General features: G+C 71.5%; 15 protein-coding genes. 3 read left to right on the top strand and 12 right to left on the bottom strand.

Features of this window, described 5'->3' with window-relative positions:
* The first annotated feature begins 24 nt into the window (after window positions 1–24).
* Complete coding sequence (locus OP04_RS32565) at window positions 25–1,077, top strand: LacI family DNA-binding transcriptional regulator (protein ID WP_033343721.1); 1,053 nt, start codon at window positions 25–27, stop codon at window positions 1,075–1,077.
* 209 nt (window positions 1,078–1,286) lie between these two features.
* Here OP04_RS32565 and OP04_RS32560 read toward each other — a convergent pair whose 3' ends face one another.
* From OP04_RS32560 to trpS, 4 genes are read right to left on the bottom strand one after another with little or no spacing between them, the layout of a single operon-like run.
* Window positions 1,287–1,712, bottom strand: coding sequence for a hypothetical protein (locus OP04_RS32560; RefSeq protein ID WP_033343720.1), 426 nt, complete (start codon window positions 1,710–1,712; stop codon window positions 1,287–1,289).
* A 7-nt stretch (window positions 1,713–1,719) separates the two neighbouring features.
* Window positions 1,720–2,616 carry a YihY/virulence factor BrkB family protein gene (locus tag OP04_RS32555; RefSeq protein WP_232323823.1) on the bottom strand — a complete coding sequence of 299 codons (897 nt, stop codon included), beginning with the start codon at window positions 2,614–2,616 and terminating at the stop codon, window positions 1,720–1,722.
* Between the two features lie 10 nt (window positions 2,617–2,626).
* The gene (locus OP04_RS32550; protein WP_033343719.1) at window positions 2,627–3,148 is read right to left on the bottom strand and encodes a 2'-5' RNA ligase family protein; all 522 of its coding nucleotides are present in this window, start codon (window positions 3,146–3,148) and stop codon (window positions 2,627–2,629) included.
* A gap of 1 nt (window position 3,149) precedes the next feature.
* Complete coding sequence (trpS, locus tag OP04_RS32545; protein ID WP_033343801.1) at window positions 3,150–4,166, bottom strand: tryptophan--tRNA ligase; 1,017 nt, start codon at window positions 4,164–4,166, stop codon at window positions 3,150–3,152.
* 135 nt (window positions 4,167–4,301) lie between these two features.
* On the opposite strand from trpS, the gene OP04_RS32540 reads away from it, so the two are divergent.
* On the top strand, window positions 4,302–4,946 hold the full coding sequence (locus tag OP04_RS32540; protein ID WP_232323822.1) for an RNA polymerase sigma factor: 645 nt from the start codon (window positions 4,302–4,304) through the stop codon (window positions 4,944–4,946).
* Complete coding sequence (locus OP04_RS32535; RefSeq protein ID WP_033343718.1) at window positions 4,936–6,198, top strand: WD40/YVTN/BNR-like repeat-containing protein; 1,263 nt, start codon at window positions 4,936–4,938, stop codon at window positions 6,196–6,198. The genes OP04_RS32540 and OP04_RS32535 overlap by 11 nt, the downstream gene beginning before the upstream one ends.
* Before the next feature lie 273 nt (window positions 6,199–6,471).
* Here OP04_RS32535 and galK read toward each other — a convergent pair whose 3' ends face one another.
* From galK to OP04_RS32495, 8 genes are all read right to left on the bottom strand, one after another.
* Window positions 6,472–7,599, bottom strand: coding sequence for a galactokinase (gene galK, locus OP04_RS32530; protein ID WP_051799438.1), 1,128 nt, complete (start codon window positions 7,597–7,599; stop codon window positions 6,472–6,474).
* A complete protein-coding gene (gene galE / locus OP04_RS32525) occupies window positions 7,596–8,573 on the bottom strand; it encodes a UDP-glucose 4-epimerase GalE (protein WP_033343716.1) in 978 nt (325 codons plus the stop codon). Before galE ends, galK begins: the two co-directional genes overlap by 4 nt.
* A gap of 174 nt (window positions 8,574–8,747) precedes the next feature.
* Complete coding sequence (cysN, locus tag OP04_RS32520) at window positions 8,748–10,040, bottom strand: sulfate adenylyltransferase subunit CysN (RefSeq protein WP_033343715.1); 1,293 nt, start codon at window positions 10,038–10,040, stop codon at window positions 8,748–8,750.
* A gap of 2 nt (window positions 10,041–10,042) precedes the next feature.
* Window positions 10,043–10,954 carry a sulfate adenylyltransferase subunit CysD gene (cysD, locus tag OP04_RS32515; RefSeq protein ID WP_033343714.1) on the bottom strand — a complete coding sequence of 304 codons (912 nt, stop codon included), beginning with the start codon at window positions 10,952–10,954 and terminating at the stop codon, window positions 10,043–10,045.
* A gap of 60 nt (window positions 10,955–11,014) precedes the next feature.
* Window positions 11,015–11,815 (bottom strand): 3'(2'),5'-bisphosphate nucleotidase CysQ, encoded by an 801-nt coding sequence (locus OP04_RS32510; protein WP_033343799.1) that lies wholly within the window; start codon window positions 11,813–11,815, stop codon window positions 11,015–11,017.
* A gap of 159 nt (window positions 11,816–11,974) precedes the next feature.
* Window positions 11,975–13,660 carry a sugar transferase gene (locus tag OP04_RS32505; RefSeq protein ID WP_408606800.1) on the bottom strand — a complete coding sequence of 562 codons (1,686 nt, stop codon included), beginning with the start codon at window positions 13,658–13,660 and terminating at the stop codon, window positions 11,975–11,977.
* A 128-nt stretch (window positions 13,661–13,788) separates the two neighbouring features.
* Window positions 13,789–14,391 carry an aminoacyl-tRNA hydrolase gene (pth, locus tag OP04_RS32500; protein ID WP_033343713.1) on the bottom strand — a complete coding sequence of 201 codons (603 nt, stop codon included), beginning with the start codon at window positions 14,389–14,391 and terminating at the stop codon, window positions 13,789–13,791.
* Between the two features lie 126 nt (window positions 14,392–14,517).
* A complete protein-coding gene (locus OP04_RS32495) occupies window positions 14,518–15,126 on the bottom strand; it encodes a 50S ribosomal protein L25/general stress protein Ctc (protein WP_033343712.1) in 609 nt (202 codons plus the stop codon).
* Window positions 15,127–15,146 lie beyond the last annotated feature (20 nt).

Genomic DNA, 15,146 nt, shown 5'->3' with positions numbered 1-15,146 from the left:
GGAGATCCTCGCGGGCAGTCGCGGATGGGTTACTGTGCTCGAATGCGCGCACGTCTGTCCGACATCGCCCAGCAGGCGCAGGTCAGCGAGGCGACGGTCTCCCGCGTCCTGAACGACCGGCCGGGAGTCTCCACCGACACGCGCCAGGCCGTGCTCACCGCGCTCGACGTGCTGGGCTACGAGCGCCCCGCGCGGCTCCGCAAGCGCAGCGCCGGCCTGGTCGGACTGATAGTGCCGGAACTGAACAATCCGATCTTTCCGGCGTTCGCGCAGGAGATCGAGTCGAGCCTGGCCCAGACCGGCTACACGCCGGTGCTCTGCACGCAGACCCCGGGCGGCGTCACCGAGGACGAGTACGTGGAGATGCTGCTGGACCGGCAGGTCTCCGGCATCGTCTTCGTCTCCGGCCTGCACGCGGACACCACGTCGGACCGGGATCGGTACCGTCGCCTCACCAGCCGCCCGATGCCGATCGTGCTGATCAACGGCTACGCGCCGGACATCGACGCGCCGTTCATCTCCTGCGACGACCGGGAGGCCGGCGAGCTCGCGGTGTCACACCTGGTCGCGCTGGGCCACCGCCGGATCGGTTTCATCTCCGGGCCGGACCGGTTCACGCCGGTACAGCGCAAGATCGACGGCTACCGCGCGGCCATGCAGCGCCTGGTCGGCTCGACCGCCGCGGAGCTGGACGCGCTCATCTCACTGTCGCTGTTCGGCGTGGAGGGCGGCGACGCGGCCAGCACGAAGCTGCTGGACGCGGGCGCGACCGCGATCATCTCCGGGTCGGACCTGATGGCGCTGGGCGCGGTGCGGGCGGCCCGGCGGCGCGGTCTCTCCGTCCCCGGCGACCTGTCCGTGGTCGGCTTCGACGACTCCCCGCTGACCGCGTTCACCGACCCGCCGCTGACCACGCTGCGCCAGCCGGTGAACCCGATGGCCGTGGCCGCGGTCCGCGCGCTGGTCGACGAGATCAACGGCCATGCGGCGCCGCGCTCGGAGTACGTCTTCCGGCCGGAACTGGTGGTCCGCGGCTCCACCGCGGTGGCGCGCTCTCCGCTCGCCGTGCCCGCGTAGGGGTTTTCGTTCCGGCACCGCGCGGGACTGGAGCCCGCGGGAGCATGCGGACCGCAACCACCCGGGAAGTGGGTAAATCCAGAAATGCTTGTGTAAGACGATCCCGGGTGGGGTAGCCGGAGGTTCCGTAGGTACGGACGGGCCCCTTGTGGTGGGGGGTTGGTGTGTGTGCGGAGGCCCCGGGAGCGATGCTCCCGGGGCCTCGATCGTCAGACCGGCAGGCGCGCCGCGATCCGCCGCATCCCGGCCTTGATCTCGGCCGGCGTGGGTGGCTCGGACGACTCCAGGTGATCGTGGTCGTGGTCGTGCTCGTCGAGCAGGCCGTCCAGCCCGGTGTCGCCGAAGCTCTCGTCCCCGAGCTGTGGCGGCTCCTCCTCGGCCAGGCGGCGTGCCTTCTCGATCTCGTCGCGCACCTCGCTGACCGCGGTGGACGGCAGCAGCGGCTCGACCACGGCCATCAGTTGCTCGTCCGCGACCACGGCCTCGGCCAGCGACAGCGCGTGCTGCCGTTCGTACGGCCCGCAGACCACCGGCTCCCACTCGTCGTCGTCCGACAGCGGCCCGAACGTGATGATCCACGGCAGGTCCAGCGTGGGCGAGTCGTCCGGCAGGTCAAGCGTTACCAAAGCCCCCATGTGGCCATCATGCCAAGTGGAGCCGGTCGCCGTCATGATTCTCCACCGGGCCGCCGGAGTAGTCCCAGACCTTGCCGTGCGGGCTGGTGGCGGCCCAGGCCGCGGCGAAGAGCAGGACCCGGTTGAGCGCGTAGAGGTAGACCAGCAGGCCGACCGCGCCGGTGACGACCGTGTACGCCGGATTGTGCTGGGCGAGACCGATGATGTAGCGGCCGACCGAGTTGAGCAGCGTCACGCCGATGCCGACCTGGAGCACCGGTGGCGCCACCCGGCGCATGGTCATCCGCAGCCGGGGCACGGCCACCAGCAGCGCGGCGCCGAGCAGCATGTTCAGCAGCAGCTGCATCAGCCAGGCGTAGGCGGTCTTCAGGAAGCCGAGCCCGCCGGCCAGCCAGTCGATCAGGCCCTCCAGCGCGTCCACCGCGGCGATCGAGGCGGCCAGCATGATCAGAATGCCGACCAGCACGCCCAGGTCGACCAGCCGCCGGATGATCACGTTGCCGGGCTGCTGCTCCAGGTGCCAGATCAGCCGCTGCGAGGAGCGGATCGCCTCCACCCAGCCGATGCCCGAGAAAATCAGCCCGACCAGGCCGATCAGGCCGACGCGGCCTCGGCTGTCCAGGATCGCGTTCGGGTCGATGATCTGCATGTTCTGCGACAGGTAGTGCCGGACCGCGTCGAACAGGTCCAGGTTGAAGCTGAGCAGGAAACCGAAGACGGAGTACGCCAGCAGGCCGATCGCGAACAGCGCGAAGAACGAGTAGTACGCGAGCGCGGCCGCGCACCGCCCGGCCAGCACCTGGTTGTACCGCTCCTGTGCCTTCCAGAAGTGGTCGAAGACACGGCTGCGCCGGCGCGCGCCGTCGATGGTGTCATCGACGGCCTGGAGCATCCGGCCGAGCACGTCAGGCACCCTAGCGCAGCGGGAAGTCGCGCCGGGGCTGCCAGGCCCCTTCGCCGCCGTGCAGGAACAGTGTGAACGCGTCCACCTCGAAGCGCGCCTCGAAGTCCGCCAAGTCCTCGTACGCCGCGTCGAGCGCGTCCACGGCCACGTCCTGGGCGATCGTGACGTGCGGGTGGTACGGGAACTTCAGCTGCCGGTCGATCTCCTCCGCGCTCGCGATCGCGGAGGCCAGTCGCTCACACTCGCCGATGCCGGTGGCGACCGCCACGAACACCACCTGGGTCAGCGGCCGGAACGTGCCGGTGCCGCGCAGATGCAGCTCGAACGACGGGTGCGCGTCCGCGACGGCGGCCAGGTGCTTCTCGATCGCGGGCAGTGCCTCCGCGTCGACCTCGGTCGGGCCGAGCAGCGTGACGTGCGCGGGCACGAACGCGGCCTGCGGGTCGCCGGCGGTGGCCCTGCGCTCGGTGAGCAGGCGCCCCCACGGCTCCGGGATGTCGACCGCGACGCCGACCTTGGTGGTGCGGGGCACGCTAGATCTTCCCCGCGAGGAAGCCGATGCGCTCGTACGCGGACGCCAGCGTGGCGGACGCGACCTCCCGTGCCTTCTCCGCGCCGGTGGCCAGCACCTTGTCCAGCTGGGCCGGGTCGTCGAGGTAGGCCTTGGTGCGCTCCTGGAACGGCGTGACGAAGTCGACCACCACGGCGGCCAGGTCCTTCTTCAGGTCGCCGTAGCCCTTGCCGTCGTACGCCCCGGTGAGGTCCTCGATCGTCCGCCCGGTGAGCGCGGAGTAGATGGTGAGCAGGTTCGAGATGCCCGGCTTCTGCTCCGGGTCGAAGACGATGTCCCGCCCGGTGTCCGTGACCGCCGACTTGATCTTCTTGGCGGACCGGGACGGCAGCTCCAGCAGCTCGATGATGCCGGTCGGCGAGGAGGCCGACTTCGACATCTTCGCGGTCGGCTCCTGCAGGTCGGTGATCTTCGCGGTGTCCTTGATGATGAACGGCGCCGGCACCGTGAACGTCGGGCCGTAGCGGTGGTTGAAGCGCTGCGCCAGGTCTCGGGTGAGCTCCAGGTGCTGCCGCTGGTCCTCGCCGACCGGCACCGCGTCCGCCTGGTAGAGCAGGATGTCCGCGGCCTGGAGGATCGGGTACGTGAACAGGCCGACGGAGGTGCTGTCCGCGCCCTGCTTCTGCGACTTGTCCTTGAACTGGGTCATCCGGCCGGCCTCGCCGAACCCGGTGATGCAGTTCATCACCCAGGCCAGCTGCGCGTGCTCGGGCACGTGCGACTGGACGAAGAGCGTGCAGCGGTCCGCGTCGAGCCCGGCCGCGAGCAGCTGCGCGGCGGAGACGCGGGTGCGCTGGCGCAGCACGGCCGGGTCCTGCGCGACCGTGATCGCGTGCAGGTCGACCACGCAGTAGAACGCGTCGTGCGTGTCCTGCAGCGGGACCCAGTTGCGCACCGCGCCCAGGTAGTTGCCGAGGTGGAACGAGTCGGCGGTCGGCTGAATGCCGGAGAGCACCCGGGGACGCGGCGTTTCGGACATGGACGCCATTCTGTCAGCGTCCCGGGAACCTTGTCACACAGGTATGGGTCGTACTCTGCGTGGGAAGAGTAGGTTGAACCTTCAACTAGTCCCGAGCTCGGGACTCACCTGACGGACGACGCCGGGAGGCCACGCTTGTTGGCACAACGCGACGAGGGAGTCGGCCGCGAGTCGGCACGCGACGAGGACGAGCGCGCGCTCACGGAGATCTACCACGCCTGCTACCGGCGGCTCGTGACCCAGGTCTACGCCTTCACCACCGATCTCACCGAAGCACAGGACGTGGTGCAGGAGGCGTTCGCGCGTGCCCTGGCCCGGCCGGGCACGCTCACCTCGCTGGACAATCCGGAGGCCTGGCTGCGCACGGTCGCGATCAACGTGATCCGGCGCCGCTGGCGACGCCGGAAACTGCTCGACACGATCCTGCTCCGGGACCGCCCGCTGGTCGAGGCCGTCACGCCGCCCCCCGGCCCGGAGCGGCCGGACGTGCACGCGGCGCTGGCCCGGATACCGGCCGGCTACCGCCAGGTGATCACACTGCACTACTTCGCCGACCTGCCGGTCGAGGAGATCGCCCAGCTCCTCGACCTGCCCACCGGCACGGTCAAGTCCCGCCTCTACCGGGGCCGGGCCGCGATGTCCGAGCTGCTCGCGGACTACCCCGGGCACGCACCAGAACAGGCCCCGGAGAAGATGCCCACACCAGCGACGGTACGACGCAAGCCCGCCACCCTGCCCGGTGTCGCGGCCGCGGGGGTGGAGGTGGTCCGTGCCCGCTGAGGAGCAGCCCACGCTCGATGCTCAGCTCGACGCCGCCCGCAACGACATGCTCGCCCGCATCGACCAGCCGCCGCTGGGCGCGGTCCGGGCCCGCGCGCACGCTCACCGTGCCCGGCGGCGCCGCGTCGTCACGGCCGCGGTCGCCACGCTCGCGGTCCTGACCGGCGGCGCGGTCGCGCTGCGCCCGCAGCTCGGCGGCGACGGCGCGGACCGGCAGGCGCCGATCGTGGCCGCCCCGGTCTCCGCGAGCCCGTCACCGAGCGCCACCGACGAGATCACCACGGACGGCATCAGCCTGATCGGCCTGACCGCGGGCGCGGAGGTCGAGGAGCTGCCGGGCCGCATCGGCCAGGTCGCGTTCGTGGACGCCAGCACCGGTTACGTGCTGAACGACTGCGCCGGCGACAAGACCTGCGTGCGCATGCTGGCCCGCACCACGGACGGCGGGCGCCGGTGGGAGACCAGCCCGGTCGGCACCGAGCAGGAGATCACCGAGCTGAACGCGTTCGCCGGCGGCAGCGTGGTGCTCACCACCACCGGCGGATCGCTGGTCTCGCAGGACTCCGGCCGCACCTGGAGTCCGGGCTCGGACGAGGGCGCGTCCACGGACGCGCTGCCGGACGGCGACGTGATGTGCCGCCGGCCCGTCGAGAACGGCGCGTTCAAGACCGCGGCGCTGTCCACCGGCGGTCGCGCGGTCGCGCTGGCCACCCAGCCGGAGCTGGACGTGCGCTGGGTCGCGCCGGCCGCCACCGTGTCGCACGCCTGGTGGGTGGCGGGCATCGACCACTACGGCCGGCCCGCGGTCGCGGTCACCCGCGACTCCGGGCAGAACTGGCAGCTGGAGTCGTTCGACGTGGACGGCGTCACCGGCATCTCGGTCGCGGTCCGGGACCGGGACGTCTACGCGATCCTGACCGGCGACGGCGACGCGCTGAAGGCGATCTACCACTCCGACGACGGCGCGACGTTCCACCCGACCCGGGCCGCGGGCTCGGATCTGAAGCCGGGCTCGGTCGCCGGCGAGGCCGTGCCGCTGCCGGACGGCCGCCTGCTCGTCGCCAGCGGCGGCGCGACCTGGTGGGTCAGCGCCGACCACGGTGCCACGTTCGAGAAGCTGACCGGCGCGATGCCGTCGGTCGGCGAGCTGCGCCGGACCGCGGCCGGCTGGGTCGCGGACAACCTCTACGGCACCGGCTACGTCGCGTTCTCCACCGACGGCGCCACCTGGCAGAAGCTCTGGATCAAATAGCCGCTCCGGCCGACCGGGCAACGGCTCGCGCCCCCTCGGCGCAAGCCGCTTTGCTCTGCTTACCCAGCCGCGCCATGCCCGCTTTGCTCTGCTTACCTTGCCACGACGTGCCTGCTTTGCCGGCTTTGCGCCGGCCTTGCGCCGGGCGGGTCGGGGCCGCCCGCACCGGCGCCGGCGCGCGGTCCGCCGCAGGTCACGGGGCTGCCGCGGTGAGGTAAGCAGAGCAAAGCGGCCCCGGGCACCTGCCCGGGGCCGGTCAGCCGAGTGGATCGATCAGAGCCGGTGCGCGCCCGGCGCGGCCGTGGCGACGAACGTGGTCGGGGGCGTGAAGGAGCGGGCCGCGTAGGCCTTCTCCACCGCGGTCCGGACCTCGTCCGCCGCGGACGTCTCGACCAGCGCCAGCACGCACCCGCCGAAGCCGCCACCGGTCATCCGGGCGCCGTACGCCCCGGCCTCGAGCGCGGCCGAGACCGCCAGGTCCACCTGCTCCACCGTGATCTCGAAGTCGTCGCGCATGGACGCGTGCGACGCGGTCATCAGCGGGCCGATGCCGCGCACGTCGCCGGCGCGGAGCAGCTCCACCGTGCGCAGGACCCGGTCGTTCTCGGTCACGATGTGCCGGGCCCGGCGGCGCAGCACGTCGTCGTCCAGCCGGGCCAGCGCCGCGTCCAGCGCGTCCAGCGTCACGTCGCGCAGCGCGGGCACGCCGAGCGCGGCCGCGGCCGCCTCGCAGCTGGTCCGGCGGGCCGCGTACTCCCCGTCGACCAGCTGGTGCGGCGCGTTGCTGTTGATCACCAGGATGGCGAGGCCCGCGGAGGCCAGGTCGAACGGGATGTGCTCGACCTCGAGCGACCGGCAGTCCAGGAACAGCGCGTGGCCCTCCCGGCAGCGGATCGACGCGGACTGGTCCAGGATGCCGCTGGGCATGCCGACGTAGCCGTTCTCGCCGAGCTGGGCGATCGCGGGCCGCTCCTCGACCGGCACGTCCAGGCCGCCCAGGTCGACGAGCGCGCCGAGCACGGCGGACTCCAGCGACGCGGACGAGGACAGGCCGGCACCGAGCGGCACGTCGGAGGTGATGGCCAGGCGGGCGCCGGGCACGTCGTGACCCCGCTCGCGCAACGCCCACACCACGGAGGCGACGTAGGCGCCCCACCCGGAGACACCGCCGGGCGTGAGGTCGTCCGTGGTGAAGCGGATGGTCTCGCCGTTCAGCGCGGACCAGGCCTGCCAGACGCCGGGCTCGCCGCGCGCGGCCGCCACCTCGGTGCGCTGCGGGATCGCGAACGGCAGCACGAACCCGTCGTTGTAGTCCGTGTGCTCGCCGATCAGGTTGACCCGGCCGGGCGCGACCCAGGTGCCCTCGGCCGTACCCCCGAAGATGTTCGCAAAATTGCTCATCGAGCCACGTGCTCCCGGTAGAAGGTCCATGCGTCGCCGATCATCGCCTGCAGCGTGGGCTTGGCCGGGACCCAGCCCAGCTCGGCGCGCGCCTTCGCGGACGACGCGACCAGCGTGGCCGGGTCGCCGTCGCGGCGCGGGGCGACGTCGACCGGCAGCTCCGCGCCGGTGACCTCGCGGACCGCCGCCGCCACCTCGCGGTTGGAGAAGCCCTGGCCGTTGCCGAGGTTGTAGAACCGGTGCTCGCCGGGCGCGGACGTCTCCAGCGCCAGCAGGTGCGCACGGGCCAGGTCCTCGACGTGGATGTAGTCGCGCACGCAGGTGCCGTCCGGCGTCGGGTAGTCGTCGCCGAAGAGCGTGAGCTTCTCCCGCCGGCCGGCCGCGACCTGCAGCGCGATCGGGATGAGGTGGGTCTCCGGGTCGTGCTTCTCGCCGATCGCGAGGTCGTCGCGGATGTAGGCGCCGGCCACGTTGAAGTAGCGCAGCGACGTGACACCGAGCTTGTGCGCGAACGCCTCCGAGGTCAGCGCCATGTCGAACGCGAGCTTGGTCGCGCCGTAGGTGCTGGTCGGCAGCGTCACCGCGGTCTCGGTGATCGGGATCTCGGTCGGGTTGCCGTAGCAGGCGGCCGTGGACGAGAACACGAAGCGGGGCACGCCGGCCGCACGGACCGCGTCGAGCAGCGCCAGCGACCCGACCACGTTGTGCTGCCAGTACAGCTCCGGCTTGGCCATCGACTCGCCGGCCGCGATCAGCCCGGCGAAGTGCAGCACGCCGTCGAACCCGGACCCGGGCGTGAGCACCCGGGCCGCGTCCTTGATGTCCGCCTGGACGAACGTGGCGTCCCGGGCGACCGACTCGGCGTGCCCGGTGATCAGGCTGTCGAGGACGGTCACCTCGTGCCCGGCGTCGAGCAGCAGCCGGCTGACGACGCTGCCGATGTATCCGGCGCCGCCGGTGACGAGCAATTTCACGTCCGTGGCCTCCTAGGTCGGGCGGAATGCGGTGATGTGAGGTTATGCCCGCACCGTGCAGGCCGAGCCTGCGACCATAGTTCCACCATAATCGCTCAAAGGTCAACACATTCAAACATCGTGGGTACGGGAAAGGGGCCGCCCGGTCCGGGCGGCCCCCTCGTCGTGGAAACCTCAGCTCGCCTCGCGGATGATCCCGGCCGCGACCGTGCGGTTCGTGGTCTCGTCGATCAGGATGAACCCGCCGGTGGTGCGGTTGCGCCGGTACTCGTCCGCGAGCAGCGGCACCGTGGTCCGCAGCCGCACCCGGCCGATCTCGTTGAGCTTGAGCTCGGTCGCGGCCTCGTTGCGGTGCAGCGTGTTCACGTCGATCTGGTACTGCAGCCCGCGCACCACGGCCCGCGCGGTCCGGGTGGTGTGCTTTATCGCGTACTTCCCGCCCACGGTCAGCGGCCGCGACTCGTCCATCCAGCAGATCATGGCCTCGATGTCCTGGGCCGCGCTCGGCTGGTTGTGCGGGCGGCAGATCATGTCGCCGCGCGAGATGTCGATCTCGTCCTCCAGCCGCACCGTGACGGACATCGGCGGGAACGCCTGCGCGACCGGGCCGTCCGCAGTGTCGATCGACGCGATCTTCGACGTCATGCCGGACGGCAGCACCATCACGTCGTCGCCCGGCTTGAGCACGCCGGACGCGACCTGGCCGGCGTAACCCCGGTAGTCGGTGACGGTGGTGGACTGCGGGCGGATCACGTACTGCACCGGGAAGCGCACGTCGACCAGGTTGCGGTCGGACGCGATGTGCACGCGCTCCAGGTGGTGCAGCAGCGACGGGCCGTCGTACCACGGCGTCTTCTCGGACCGGGTGACGATGTTGTCGCCGTGCAGCGCGGAGATCGGGATGACGGAGAGGTCCGGCGCGTCCAGCTTCGCCGCGAACGAGGTGAACTCGTCCGCGATCCGGTCGTAGACCGCCTGGTCCCAGTCGACCAGGTCCATCTTGTTGACGCACAGGACCAGGTGCGGCACGCGCAGCAGCGAGCACAGGAACGCGTGCCGCCGGGACTGCTCGACCAGGCCCTTCCGCGCGTCCACCAGGATCAGCGCGAGGTCCGCCGTGGAGGCGCCGGTGACCATGTTGCGCGTGTACTGGATGTGCCCGGGGGTGTCCGCGATGATGAACTTCCGCCGCGGCGTGGAGAAGTACCGGTACGCGACGTCGATCGTGATGCCCTGCTCCCGTTCGGCCCGCAGGCCGTCGGTGAGCAGCGCGAGGTTCGTGTACTCGTCACCGCGCGCGGCGGAGACCGCCTCGACGGCCTCCAGCTGGTCGGTGAAGAGCGACTTGGTGTCGTAGAGCAGGCGGCCGATCAACGTGGACTTGCCGTCGTCCACCGAGCCCGCGGTGGCGAAACGGAGCAGATCCACGGTACGGGCCTCGTCCGCCGCTAACGCCGGAGCAGTCATCTCTAGAAGTAGCCTTCCCGCTTGCGGTCTTCCATGGCGGCCTCGCTGACCCGGTCGTCGCCGCGCGTCGCGCCGCGCTCGGTCAGCCGGGTGGCCGCGACCTCGTCGATGACCTTCTCGACCGTGTCCGCGTCCGACTCGACGGCCGCGGTCAGCGACGCGTCGCCGACGGTCCGGTACCGCACCCGGCGGGTGACGATCTCCTCGCCGTCGCGGGCGTGCAGGTACTCGTTCACGGCGTAGAGCATGCCGTCGCGGACCACCACGTCCCGGTCGTGCGCGTAGTAGATCGACGGCAGGTCGATCCGCTCGCGCGCGATGTAGCGCCAGATGTCCAGCTCGGTCCAGTTGGAGAGCGGGAAGACCCGGATCGACTCGCCCGGCGCGTGCCGGCCGTTGTAGAGCGACCACAGCTCCGGGCGCTGGTTCTTCGGGTCCCACTGGCCGAAGTCGTCGCGGAACGAGAAGACCCGCTCCTTCGCGCGCGCCTTCTCCTCGTCCCGGCGGGCGCCGCCGAACAGCGCGTCGAACCGGTACTTCTCCTGCGCGGCCAGCAGCACCGGCGTCTGGATCCGGTTGCGCGTGCCGTCGGCCGGCTCGCGGACCGTGCCCGAGTCGATCGCCTCCTGCACGGACGCGACCACCAGGTTCAGCCCGAGCTGGGCGACGCGGCGGTCCCGGTACGCCAGCACCTCCGGGAAGTTGTGGCCGGTGTCCACGTGCATGACCGGGAACGGGATGCGCGCGGGCGCGAACGCCTTCTCCGCGAGGCGCAGCATCACGATCGAGTCCTTGCCCCCGGAGAAGAGCAGCGCCGGTCGCTCGAACTCGGCGACCACCTCGCGCATCACGAAGATGCTCTCCGCCTCGAGGGCATCGAGGTGCGACACCCGATATGTCGGTGCCTGACTCATGCCATTCCCCTCATGCGAATTCCCGACCTTTCCGGTTGGTCAAGTGCTCAATCCAGAGCATCACGGTACCTGCAGGTGACCGCTCAGTGCAGAAAGCAACCGAGGGGCGAGATCCTTACGGCAGACCACCAGGTCGGGAAGACGGGGATTCGCGCCGTTATATTCCAGCGCAGATCCATCGACGCGGCTAGCGTGCAGGCCCGTGGCCGTCGCCACAGCCACCGGCGCGGCCGAGTCCCACTCGTACTGACCGCCCGCGTGCACGTACGCGTCGACCTCCCCTCCTATCACCGCGGCGATCTTCGCGCCGGCCGAGCCCATCGGCACCAGCTCCGCGCCGATCTCCTCGGCCAGCGCGGTCAGGAACGCCGGCGGGCGGGACCGGCTCGCCGCCAGCCGCAGCCGTCCACCGGTCGCGGACGTCACCGGCATCGGCGGGTACGCCGGCGGGTGGTCCGTCGCGATCACCCGGTGCTGGGCCGGGAGCGCCACCGCGCCCGCGGCCAGCCGGTTCGGGTGCGCGCAGTCCGCGCTCCACAGCGCCACGTGCACGGCCCAGTCCGCGCGGCCCGCCTCGGAGAACTCCCGGGTGCCGTCCAGCGGGTCGATGATCCACACGCGTTTCGCGTCCAGCCGGTTACCGCCGCCGGTCAGCTCGCCGCGCGCGCCGTCCTCCTCCTCGGACAGCACCGCGTCCGCCGGGCGCCAGCGGGCCAGCTCGGACGTCAGGAAGTCGTGCGCGCGCTTGTCGCCCGCGGCCTTGAGCGCGGCCGGGTCGTCGTGGCCGACCTCCGCGCGTACCTCCATCAGCAACTGACCGGCGCGGCCGGCCAGCCACCGGGCGAACGCACCGTCGATCACCGGCGGGCTCGCCTGCGCGCCCTCCGCGTGCGGCTCGCGGCGTTGCCCGGCCAGCGGCGCGCGCTCGGCCACGTTCTGACTCTCACCCATGCTTCGTCCCACCATTCGCCTTGCTCCCGGAGCCGCGGCGCCCTCGGCAGGCGCCCTCGGCAGATGCCCTCAGTAGGCGCCTGAGGAGCGGGCCACCACGGCCACCGTACGCAGCAGGATCGTCAGATCCAGTGACAGCGACCAATTCTCCACGTAGCTGAGGTCCAGCCGCACCGCCTCGTCCCAGGTGAGGTCGGAGCGCCCGGAGACCTGCCACAGCCCGGTCATCCCGGGTTTGACCACCAGACGGCGACGGGCGTCGTCGGGGTACGCGGCGACCTCGGCCGGTAACGGCGGCCTCGGCCCCACCAGCGACATCTCCCCGCGCAGCACGTTCAGCAACTGCGGGAGCTCGTCCAGGGAGAGCCTGCGCAGCCAGCGGCCGACCGGCGTGACCCGGGGATCGTCACGGATCTTGAAGAGCACACCGTCGTGCTCGTTGAGGTGGCGGAGCTCGGCGAGCCGGGCCTCCGCGTCCGGGTACATGCTCCGGAACTTGTGCATGACGAACTCGCGCCCGTCCCGCCCGACACGTACCTGCCGGAAGAGTACCGGCCCGGGTGAGCTCCACCGCACGGCGGCGGCCAGCCCGAGCAGCACCGGCGCGCCCAGCAGGAGCAGCACGGCCGCACCGGCCCGGTCGACGATCTCCTTCACCACCCGGGTCGCGCCGTCCAGCCGCGGGTGGTCGACGTGCAGCATCGGCAGGCCGTCCACCGGGCGGACCGTCGTCCGGGAGCCGGCCACGTCGATCAGCGCGCTGGCCACGATCAGGTCGGCCTCGTTGCGCTCCAGCCGCCACGCGAGCCGGCGCAGCGCCTGCCCGTCCAGCTCCGGGCAGCTCAGCACGATCACGGTGTCCGCCGCGGCCGCGTCCACGGCCTCGGCCACGTCGTCGAACGTGCCGTAGACCGGCAGGCCCACCGCGCCGTCGTGCCGTGGCGGCAGGCAGGCGCCGACCACCTCGTACCCGTGATAGCGCTCGCGGCGCAGCTGACGGCTCATGTGGATCACGGCGAGCTCGTGGCCGACCAGGATCACCCGGCGCAGGCACTGGCCCCTCGTGCGCGCCACGTGCAGCCGTTTGCGCAGCAGGAAGCGGACCGACACGGTGGCGGCGGTGGCGACCGGCAGCGCCATCAGCACGTAGGAGCGGGCCAGCGGCAGCTCCAGCGCGTACGAGACGATCGCGGCCGCCGCGGTCAGCCCGAGCCCGGCCCGGATCACCCGCTGGTACTCGTCGATGCCGACGTAGAGGAACCGGCGCTCGTAGCAGCGGCCGAGCGCCAGCACCGCGATCAGCGCGACCGGCAGCAGACCGGAGAGCAGCGCGTAGACCCAGTTCCGGGCCGTGACGACCTGGCCGAAGCGCAGCGCGAACGCGAGGCCGCCGGCCAGCACACCGACCGTGAGGTCCGCCGCCAGCAGGTGCCGGACGTAGCGGCCCTCCCAGCCGTAGCGGCGCGAGGCGGCCGCGTGCCGGCCCGGGGTGCGCCGCAGCGGGCGTGCCGGTGGGGTCACCGGGCTGACCGGCGCCACCGTGCGGTCGAACTCCTCCTGGATGCGCTGCATCGACACCGTGGACGCGGGATCGTCCCAGTCCAGCGGGGCATGCGCGGGCTGCCGGGGCGGCGCGGCCGGCGGTAGGCCCGGAGGTTCCGGGGGATGGACCTCCTCGACCAGGATGCCGTCCGGGGTCACCCGGTAGAGCACCGGCCAGGTGGCGTCCGCGTCGCGCACCCGCCCTTGCTCCACCGTGCCTCACCCCCGCAGCCTGCGATGACGGACCGGCTGTACCGACCCGCCCACAGGGAGACCAACGGAGTTCGGACGGCCACCGACACGGCTACGCGCGGGTGGACATATCCGGATAAATGGTGGAATCAGCTGCCGTGGTAGTAGTTCTGCGCGGGCTCCAGGCCCTTCTCGACGATCATCTCGGTGAAGTCCGCGGCGCGGTCCACCAGGAACTCGAGCTCCTTGCGCTCCGCGCCGGCGAAGTCGGACAGCACATAGTCCGCCGGGTCCTGCCGGCCGGGCGGGCGGCCCACGCCGAAGCGCACCCGCGCGTACTCCTTGGTGGCCAGCGACTTCGAGATCGAGCGCAGGCCGTTGTGACCGCCCTCGCCGCCGCCGCGCTTCGCCTTCAGCTCGCCGAACGGGATGTCCAACTCGTCGTGCACCGCGATCACGTGCTCGACCGGGATCTTGTAGAACTGCGCCAGCGCGGCCGTGGGCGCACCGGAGAGGTTCATGTAGGTCAGCGGCTTCGCCAGCACCAGCCGCGGGCCACCGATCCCGAGACGGCCCTCGGCCACGTCCGCCACCGCGCGCTTGTGCCGGCCGAACTTTCCGCCCGCCCGCTTCGCCAGCAGGTCCGCGATCATGAAACCGACGTTGTGCCGGTTCCCCGCGTACTCCTTACCGGGATTGCCGAGGCCGACGATCAGCCAGGGCGCGTCATCGATCGAGACCTCGTCGGCCATGGCTCCCCTTCAGGACACAGGACGGATGCGATGAAGGCGCCCGCCCCACACCGGGACGGGCGCCTCACGACGAAAGCAGAGCAGCTACTCCATCGGCCCGTGGTGCGGGCCGGAAGCGGTGGTGAATTACTCGGCCGCGGCCTCGGACGACTCGGCGGTCTCGCCGGAGTCACCCTCCAGGTCCTCGGCGGTCGGCGCCGCGTTGATGATCGCGAGGACCAGCGACGGGTCCGCGATCAGCTCGGTGCCCTTCGGCAGCTTCACGTCGGCGGCGGTGATCTGCGTGCCGGCCTCGAGGCCGTCGATGGAGACCTCCAGGGTCTCCGGCAGGTGCAGCGCCTCGGCGGAGACCGACAGGGTGTCGTTCTCGTGCTGGATCAGCGTGTTCTTGGCGGCCTCGCCGGTGAGCACGATCCGGATGTCGACCGTGACCTTCTCGCCACGCTTGACGATGATCAGGTCGATGTGCTCGAACGTGTCCTTGATCGGGTCACGCTGGATGGCCTTGGCCAGCGCCAGGATCGGGCTGCCATCGGTGATGTCGATCGCGAAGACCTGGTTGGCGCCACCATGGCGGATGGCGGCGGCGAACTCACGGGCGGGGAGCGCGATGTGCTGCGGCTTCTCGCCGTGCCCGTACAGCACGGCGGGGACCTTGCCGGCGCGGCGGGTACGGCGGGCGCCGCCCTTGCCGAACTCGGTGCGAAGCTCGGCGCTGATCTTTACCTCGGACACGGAAGTAACTCCTGATGCTT

The sequence above is a fragment of the Catenuloplanes japonicus genome (assembly GCF_000717135.1).
GTDB classification, from domain to species: Bacteria; Actinomycetota; Actinomycetes; order Mycobacteriales; family Micromonosporaceae; genus Catenuloplanes; species Catenuloplanes japonicus.
Note: the sequence above shows the minus strand (reverse complement) of the source record. Positions and strands in the feature narration are given on the sequence as shown.